The organism is Oleiphilus sp. HI0066 (assembly GCF_001635725.1).
In genome coordinates, this window is record NZ_LWFH01000147.1 from 1 (window position 1) to 7362 (window position 7362).

Sequence of the window (7362 nt, forward strand, 5' to 3'; positions counted from 1 at the left end):
CAAATCCTAATTCAAGCAAAGGTGCAATCAACAAAGCCGAAAATTCTGGTGAAGGGTTTAAAAGCGTCGGATGGACAATTCCACCAAGCGACGAATTCGACCTAGTCAAACTGCAGGCTTTTTTGGGCAGCTTAAATGTCGAGCGCATGAAAGCCGTATTCATTACCAATCAAGGTGTTTGTGGCTTTAATCTCGCCGACAATGAACTGTCATTGTTCGAGATTGGCGAAGCCTACGAAAGCCGCATTGAAATCATTTGCGATGACGTTGATGCCACTTGGGAAGAGTCTTTGGTAGCGTGTTTGGTTTCTTAGTGTTTAGCTACCGCGCAAAACACTCGGAAGAAGCTAAGTCATTTAGCTTCTTCCGGATTTCTATCAAGCACTTACATACTGCCATTCAACAGGTTCTGATCTTCAAGCGTCTTCTGCAAAATATCGACTTCGCTGATACCTGTGGTATCAGCACCGTAGATCTCATCCATTGAAACGCCTTCAATCTTAATTTCTTGATCAACATCAGCACCATCGCCACCTGTATGAATCGATAGAACGGTGTTGCCATCCTCATCTTCGCTCAAGTCGATAAAGTCAGAGGAGCCTGAGTTTAAGCTGTCTTCAGGTAAGAATTTAGTCAAATCGATATGGTCGGTGCCTACTTCAAAATTAGCAATCGTATCGGTAAAAATTCTACGGTAGTATTTTCATCATTCGTCACGAATTTAAATGTGTCTACACCCCCACCGCCAGTTAAGATATCGGTACCTTTCCCGCCTACTAGTAGATCATCTCCTATACCGCTAGAAAGGGTGTGATCGCCGACAATACCGTATATAGCAGCATTCATACTATCGTCGGCGACATCATACGTAAAAATAATCGATTGGTTCTCGTGCAGATTTGGCGTAAAGGTCCACGTGCCATCTACATTATCTAACTCAACGAGTATGCTGAGATTCTGAACAACAATATATTTCATGACGCCCTCGTGAAACCTAGACTCCCAAAATGATTCCGTCGCACTAAAGTCAATTTTTTGTAACTAAAGACACCATTCTGGTTAATGAGGTCTAGAAAAGAAAACAGCTACTAAGCCCCACAGAATTGGTTATTTTGTGTTCAGCTCAAGATATTTTTGAAACAGGATGTAACGATCCTCTAATACAACTAGAAAACTTAGCTAGAACAACCTTCCTTAATTACCATTACTTTTACCCGGGAAGGTTAACTTTTACTCACCGCTTACATATAAAAACACGCTTGCCATAGTCAAAAAGGCTAGTCATAGTTAATGCATTGCTGTTCAACCATACCTGCACCAACAAAGATAAAAACAACTTATAATGAAACGCTTTTTATTAAGTTTTTTAGCGCTATGTTTCACAACTCATACTGCTGCACAAGAGGCACCCAACGAAACGAGTTGTCCCAAAGATTTACAACGCCCTTGTATTGGGTTGGTTCTAGGCGGCGGTGGGGCGAAAGGAGCTGCTCATGTCGGTGTTCTGAAGGCTATTGAAGAAGCTAAGATTCCTGTCGATGTTATTGCAGGGACTAGCGTTGGGTCCTTTGTCGCTGGTCTTTATGCCACCGGTAAATCTGCTAAAGATATTGAATCTAAGTTTCTAAGCGCTGATTGGAATAGAGGTTATCAAGATAGTCTTCCTCGATCACGCATTCCCAATCGACGTAAACGTCATAATGACTTATTTCCAATTCAACTCGACATCGGACTAGACAGCTCAGGCATCAAACTCCCTAAGGGTATTATACAAGGACAGGGAATGCGCTCGCTCGTTCATGAGATGTTGGGCAGTTATTCAAAATTTGATAGCTTCGATAGTCTCGCAATTCCTTATCGAGCCGTTGCAGCGGATCTGGAAACTGGTGAACAAGTCATTCTTTCAAGGGGTGATTTAGCGCAAGCAATGCAAGCATCGATGTCTATACCTGGGGTACTCAGACCGACTGAAATCGACGGTCGCATTTTAGTTGACGGCGGCATCGCGAATAACTTGCCAATCAGTGTTGCAAGACAAATGGGCGCAGATATCGTTATTGCCGTAGATATCGGAGCACCAATTCTTAAACGCGAAGAAATCGACTCTAGCGTTGCTGTGCTTGGACAAATGTCGAACTTCTTAATGATGTCAAACCAAGCTGAGGCACGATCAACACTCACAGAGCGAGACATCCTTATTCGTCCTGATCTGGGGAATATGGGTGTACTTGATTTTGACGCTATGACTGATGCACTAGAAGAAGGTTATCAACTCGCCACAGAGGTCTTTTCGAAGCGCTCAGACATTCAGTTATTGCGCGATTCAATAGCAAGAAAAACACAAGAAGAAAAAGATCAAATTCACCAGATACGCTTAATTAATAATACTCGCCTAGCTAATAAGTACTTACTTGAAAGGATGCAACTGGATGGGCCTCCACCTTTCACACGAGAACAAATAAACAAAGGCATTGAGCGGCTTCTAGGACAAGGTACGATCGCTCTGATTACTAGCTCAATCGAGATTGTTAATGATGAAGAACAACTCATTTTAACTGTGAACGAAAAAGAATGGGGACCAGGATACCTGGACTTTCAATTCAACTTCGAGGACAACTTTCGTTCTTTCAGTTTATTCGAAATTGGCACTGCGTGGCGCTATACCAACTTGAACCCATATGGAGCGGAATGGACAAATGCCGTTGAATTCGGTACAGAAAAACGGCTTACGAGCGACATCTATTGGCCCTTAAATACCAGTGGATACTTCATTCAAGCGCGAACTGAAATTGCGCGAGAAATTTCAACCTACTCTGATAACAATCAAAATTTAGGAGAGCTTACTCGCTCCTATCAAAACACAAAGGCTGGCATTGGCTACGAATTTAGCGACAATTTTGACCTCCTACTTGGCCTAGAATTTGAAAACGGCCGCGTTAAAGTGCCTGATCCCTTACAACAAATAATTGGTGCTTCCTCGGTAAGATATGACAGCGGAGCCGCATTCATAAAAACTGAATACGACAACCAAAATAATCCCAACTTTACCCGCAACGGCTGGAAGGTTAGTGCTACAGGCAAACGCAGTGAATCAAACGCCTTCGGTTTTAAAGAATACGTAGATCAAGTCGAAATACAGATTCAAACGGCTTTTTCATTTGGCTACCACAGTATCAAACCAACCATCAAAGTTGGTAGCACCTTTGCCAATCAAGGCAATCTGCAATTCAGTGGGTTTGAACTAGGCGGTTTCTTGAATTTATCGGGCAATGACCGAGATTTTATTGCTGGTCCACATATGCGTTTTGCTCGATTAGTCTATAGCTATGAACTTGCCGCCAATAGTTTCGGAGGAACCAAACTCCCTCTATACATTGGTGCGTCATACGAAGCAGGTAATGTTTGGGACAATCGAGCTGACATAAGTATCAAAGATCTCATCTCTAGTGGCGCGGCGTTTTTCGGTTGGGACAGTCCCATTGGGCCCGCGTTCTTGGGCTATGGCATCTCAGAAAACAGTCAAGAGAGCCTATATGTATCTCTTGGCAAAGGGCTGTAAGTGACTTAGAAAGACCGGGAGCAGAGTGAATATACTCTGACTTCAATATTTAGTCTTCAATAGCTAATCACCACCTACATCGTCTCACCACCTGCAAGCACATATCAGCGAACTGATGCACGCCATCTTCATGAAACTCCAGCTTCAAACCACTCGACACGCCGTCACTTAAAACCAACGCAACACGGTTATTTTCGAGCAAATCTAACCTAATGCTGCGCGCATAAGGATATTTCTGAGCCTCGGAAACATGCTCAGAGTGACGTTCAACACTCGTCTCGCTGCTCTCTAAGTGCGCTTGACGGTATTCGTCGAGTGTTTGTTGTTCGACGGATTGTTCAGACCTAGCGTTTCCATCTCGATTCGTCGTTTCAGAAGTCTGAGTTTCTGACACCTTTTGGAGTATCTTCTCCGTTTCATAGTGCGCGGCCACTGCTGAGTTGAGAGATTGAATCAGCCGCAAGATCGACCTGCGGCTTAACCACCAAGAAGGGTAACGCACTTCTTGGTGACTGAGAAACAATACGCGATCTTCGACCGAGTCATAGGTCAATTGCAAAGCCATATCTGCTCCCTTAGGCGATGTTCACCAAGATGAAAGCGCATCAATAATCTAGCCAATACCGCCTAAATCAGACATGTCATCGTTACTGCCATTGTTATCATTCGCGTTGTCGAAGCTTGAACTGTCATCCATTACATCAACACCTGCATTAGTGTTGTCGGCATTCGTCCAATCACCTCCACCCTGATCATCGCTACCAGCATTCACATTAGCGCCATCTGCAGAGCTACCTTGCGCTGCATAAGCATCATCCACTTCGATACTAATGATTTCACTCGCACCATCGACAGTTTGGTCTAAGGCGTCATAACCTATGACATTGATCGACACATCGCCTTCGAAACCATCACCCAGTGAAACTTGTATCGGTTGACTCAAATCGCCACTGATCACGTAGTTACCATCACTATCTTCAAGGCCATTGCTGATGGTTGCGCCATCCGGAAGATCACTCGCAATCACATGATCCACGCTATCATCCTCACTAATTGAACTTGGCATCGCAATGTTCAAACTACCACCAGGAGAAACCGTATAATCTGCTGCCTCACCGTCGACTTGGCCATCCTCAGCAGGCGACACATTTGCGCTAATTGATGCTTGGATTGTTTCTGTGCCATCACTCACATCGTAGGTAATGCCAGCCGTTCCTTGGAAGTCACCATCAGCCACAATGCTATAGGAGTCATCACCATTATCGCTCACCGTTGCATTGTCAGACTGGAAGTTACTGACTGATAGGGTATCGCCATCAACATCAGTAACATTGGCAAGCAACTCGTCGAGTGTCAGCGTGGTCGTGCCGTTCATATTCATCTCTACATACAATGGAGTACTTTCAGTCGGCACATCATTTTCTGGCGTCACTGTAAGAAGCACTGTTGCGGGCGTGCTATATGTGCCATCGTTCACCATGTAGGTCAGCTCCATATTACCGCCAAAGTCAGAATCAGGCCATACTGTCCATGAGCCATCACCATTGTTGATCACCGTGCCACTATCCGGCTGCACACCTAAGCCTTCAACAGTCATAGTGTCGCCATCAGCATCCGTCGCACCCACAGCAGTTAGCAACTCTGACTCTGTGAATGTAATCGATCCATCCTCGGCGACTGTATAATCTGATGCCTGATCTACAGCAACAACTTCTGGCGCAGCGTTGATGACATTCACATTCACGAAACTCGTCACGCTATTTAAATCGTCACTCGCCACGAAGCTAATCTGTGCTTCGCTAGAGAAATCTGGATCTGGCGTATAGGTATATGTGCCATCGCTCGATTGTCTAAGTACACCGACACCATCGGTAATTTGCACACCAGTAATTGACAGGTCATTACCATCGACACCGTTAATCTGAGCAAGTAAATCCGCATCAGTAAATTCAACCGAGTTGCCTTTGTCGATATCTGTCGTTGCAATACCCTCGATTTCGAGCCCATTGTCCGCACCAGGTACAGCAGGTTGAACACCAATACTGCTCTGTTCGTCGAACAACTCACCATCACGTTGGATCACATAAGCAAAGTCCACTTCACCAGTAAAACCATCAGCCGGTGAGAACGTCCATGTGCCATCACCATTATCAACAAGCGCGCCTTGCGAGTTATTAATTAAGTGTACAAATCCAGGTTCATCGCCATCTTGCACTTGTATGTTCTCAGCCATATCTAAAAGATCAAGCTCAGTAATGATCAGATCTTGACCTTCTGTGGCATCGAAATCTCCCGTAATATCGCTGCTATCAGGCAAGGCATTCGAGTTTTCATCACCATAATCAACGGTAGTGGCTGTCAAAGTTACTTCGAAGGTACCGTGCCAGTTTTCAGGTGGGTCGATCGAGATATTCGAGATATCCCAATCATTAATCAAGATCAGCTGTCCTTCTTCGGTGATCGTCACCGAATGTTCACCATCACTAATCGTGAAGCCCAATGGGTAACCCGTCATCACCAAGCTTGTGAGTGATTCCGAGGCATCGAGTAAATCGACACTCAAGCTCAAGAAGCCGGTCTCATCCTCGTTCATCACAATCGGGCCATCTTGACTCTTAGTAATGACCGCACCGTCAGCGACAGGACGCACGTAGACAGGCATATCCATCGCTGTTTCAACCGTACCGTCACTCACAATCACTTGCAGCTGAGTAGTACCGGCAAAGTCATCTTCAGGAGTGAAGGTGAAGGTACCATCGCCGTTAGCCACCACTTGGCCTTCTGCTTCGTCGCCATCGGCGATGATGACATTGGAAATGGTCAGATTGTCTCCATCCACGTCCCCAAAAAGATTCAGCAAGTCATCGGCATTGAAGGTAATTTGACCATCCTCCATCACCGTTGCGTGCGAATTCCCATCCACAAAGGCCGCATCATTCACTGGTATGACGTTGACTTCCATGCTGCCAGCGGTGTCTACGGTGCCATCATTAATTAAATAATCTAAGGCAACCGCACCCGCAAAGTTCGCTGCGGGACTAAAGCTATATACGCCTGTTTGCGCATTCTGCGTGAGCGTTCCATGGTTCGGGTCACGCAATGTAAGGGAGGCAAGGCTTAAGTCATCGCCATCTACATCGGAAGCAAAGCCAAGAATATAATCAGGATCAATTTCTATTGAGTTGTCTTCATTAGTAGTCAATGTTCCTACGTTGCCTGCTTGAGGTGCATCGTTCACAGGAACAACTACGATATTCGCTTGGGCCGTATCACTCGCACCCTCAGAATCTAACACAACCACATCGAGGACAATGTCGCCATTGAAATTCTCATTCGGAATAAAACTAAAGGAGCCATCATCATTCGCACTCAACGTTCCATCTGATCCTGAGTAGCTCACACCTTGCAGACTCACATCACCTTCAACGTCACTTGAATTCGCCAAAAGCTGTGCAGGTGTCAATGTAATTGTACCGTCCTCATTCATGCTGAAAGACGTATCCCCTGCAACTGGCGGGTCATTCACAGGAACAACTATAATATTCGCTTGGGCCGTATCGGTACCACCCTGACCATCAGACACGGTAAAGTCGACGGTGACATTACCATTGAAGTTCTCATTCGGTGCAAAGGTATATGTGTCATCTCCATTATCGGTGAAGATTCCATCCGTACCTGTGTATGCAACATCTGAGATACTCAGCGTATCACCATCAACATCCGACGCTCCCGCCAACAGATCCCCATCTGTAAGCGTGATCGTCCCGTCTTCGTTCATCTGGAAATTCTGATCCTGCGCGACC

General features: G+C 45.4%; 5 protein-coding genes and 1 pseudogene. 2 read left to right on the forward strand and 4 right to left on the reverse strand.

What is annotated here, in order from left to right:
* Positions 1-314: pseudogene (locus A3738_RS30430) on the forward strand (GTP-binding protein); the annotation flags it as partial.
* Positions 315-385: 71 nt separating this feature from the next.
* On the opposite strand, the gene A3738_RS02545 reads toward A3738_RS30430, so the two are convergent.
* On the reverse strand, positions 386-637 hold the full coding sequence (locus A3738_RS02545) for a hypothetical protein (RefSeq protein WP_068500970.1): 252 nt from the start codon (positions 635-637) through the stop codon (positions 386-388).
* Positions 638-654: 17 nt separating this feature from the next.
* The gene (locus A3738_RS02550; RefSeq protein WP_068500968.1) at positions 655-978 is read right to left on the reverse strand and encodes a cadherin-like domain-containing protein; all 324 of its coding nucleotides are present in this window, start codon (positions 976-978) and stop codon (positions 655-657) included.
* A gap of 364 nt (positions 979-1342) precedes the next feature.
* Between A3738_RS02550 and A3738_RS02555 the strand changes: the two genes are divergently transcribed.
* Positions 1343-3559 carry a patatin-like phospholipase family protein gene (locus A3738_RS02555; RefSeq protein ID WP_068501447.1) on the forward strand — a complete coding sequence of 739 codons (2217 nt, stop codon included), beginning with the start codon at positions 1343-1345 and terminating at the stop codon, positions 3557-3559.
* Positions 3560-3626: 67 nt separating this feature from the next.
* On the opposite strand, the gene A3738_RS02560 is transcribed toward A3738_RS02555, so the two are convergent.
* Positions 3627-4124, reverse strand: coding sequence for a hypothetical protein (locus A3738_RS02560; protein ID WP_068501450.1), 498 nt, complete (start codon positions 4122-4124; stop codon positions 3627-3629).
* Between the two features lie 48 nt (positions 4125-4172).
* Positions 4173-7362: tandem-95 repeat protein (locus A3738_RS02565; RefSeq protein ID WP_156502548.1), on the reverse strand; the 3190-nt coding region annotated here is incomplete at its 5' end.